This window comes from Acidovorax sp. HMWF018 (genome assembly GCF_003061035.1).
GTDB lineage: Bacteria > Pseudomonadota > Gammaproteobacteria > Burkholderiales > Burkholderiaceae_C > Acidovorax > Acidovorax delafieldii.
On the sequence record NZ_QAIM01000348.1, the window covers coordinates 1 to 1292 of the forward strand.

Genomic DNA, 1292 nt, shown 5'->3' on the forward strand with positions numbered 1-1292 from the left:
GGCCCACATAGTTCATCGCAAAACACACCAGCCCCAGCGCGGCCAGCCCCATGCCCACGCGCAGCGGCAGCCCCGGCCGCTCGCGCAACAGCGCAAAGCCCAGCAGCGCCGTGAAGAACACCTGGGTCTGCAGCAGCACGCTGGCCAGCCCGGCCGTCATGCCCACCTTGAGCCCCATGAACAAAAAGCCGAACTGCCCCACGCCCTGGAACAACCCGAACAGCAGCACCCAGCGCCAGTGCATGCGCGGCGGGCGCACCAGCAGCACCAGGGGCAGCGCTGCACACAGGTAGCGCGCGGCGCCCAGCTGGAAGGGGCTGAAGCTGCGAAGCCCCCACTTCATCGCCACAAAGTTCACGCCCCAGAGGATCACCACCACCAGCGCTGCGAGCAGGTCGCGCGCACGCAGAGGGCTGGTGGCGGATGCGGCCTGTGCAGCGCCGCTCATTGCGCCGCGCGCGCTGCGTCGATATGCGCCTTCACGCGCTGGGCCAGCGCAATGTCACCGGGGGTCTCGGGGCTCCATTTGTCCACGGTGCGTGGCTGGTCGCTGGCATCCACGGCGGTGTACACGGCCACGCAGTGCACCACTTCCTCCAGCGGCGCGCCGTGTACGGCGCCGCTGCGCACCTCCACCGCCAGGCACATGCTGGTATCGGTGGTGTAAGCCAGGCGCGCGTGCACCTCGACCAGATTGCCCGGCCGGATAGGGCGCACAAAGTGGGCGCCGCCCACAAATTCGGTCACGCAATCCCCTTGGGCCCAGGCGCTGGCGCAGGCAAATCCAGCCTCATCCACCCAGCGCAGCACCGTGCCACCGGGTACGCGGCCCGCCTGGGGCAGGGTGGACTGGGACGCCAGAAAACGCAGGGTGATCGAGTGCATGCCAGGGGCTCCAAAGGATGGGGATGTGTTCATTATTCTCCAGCGCCCCGGCCGGTGCAGCCTCCCCCATACCGGCACGCAGGCCAGTGCACGCCGTCAAGCCACGGGGGCGAAGCTCTGCGTGACTTGACCTGAGTCAAAACCCTACTGCGGACACGTCCCTACATTGCGGGACATTCCGTTCGGCCCTCAGGAGGGCCGCCCTCCAGTCGGCGGTGCCGACACCCGCCCCTGGGGCCTACTCTAAAGCGCACGCCGTGTGGCCTGCGCCCACTGCCATGTCATTGCTTCACCGGTTGAACCTGCTCGAAAAATTCCTCATCCTGGGGACCATCGGGCTCATGATGAGCGCCTTGCCCACCTACTTGGTGGTGCGCGACTCGCTCCACGCCATCGACCATGCGCGC

The 1292-nt window shown here is 67.6% G+C and carries 2 protein-coding genes; both read right to left on the reverse strand.

What is annotated here, in order from left to right; all coding sequences use genetic code 11:
* On the reverse strand, nt 1–448 hold a 448-nt coding region (locus DBR23_RS13300; protein WP_146191337.1), incomplete at its 3' end, for an EamA family transporter.
* Nucleotides 445–885, reverse strand: coding sequence for an acyl-CoA thioesterase (locus DBR23_RS13305; RefSeq protein ID WP_108498573.1), 441 nt, complete (start codon nt 883–885; stop codon nt 445–447). The genes DBR23_RS13305 and DBR23_RS13300, both read right to left, overlap by 4 nt.
* Nucleotides 886–1292 lie beyond the last annotated feature (407 nt).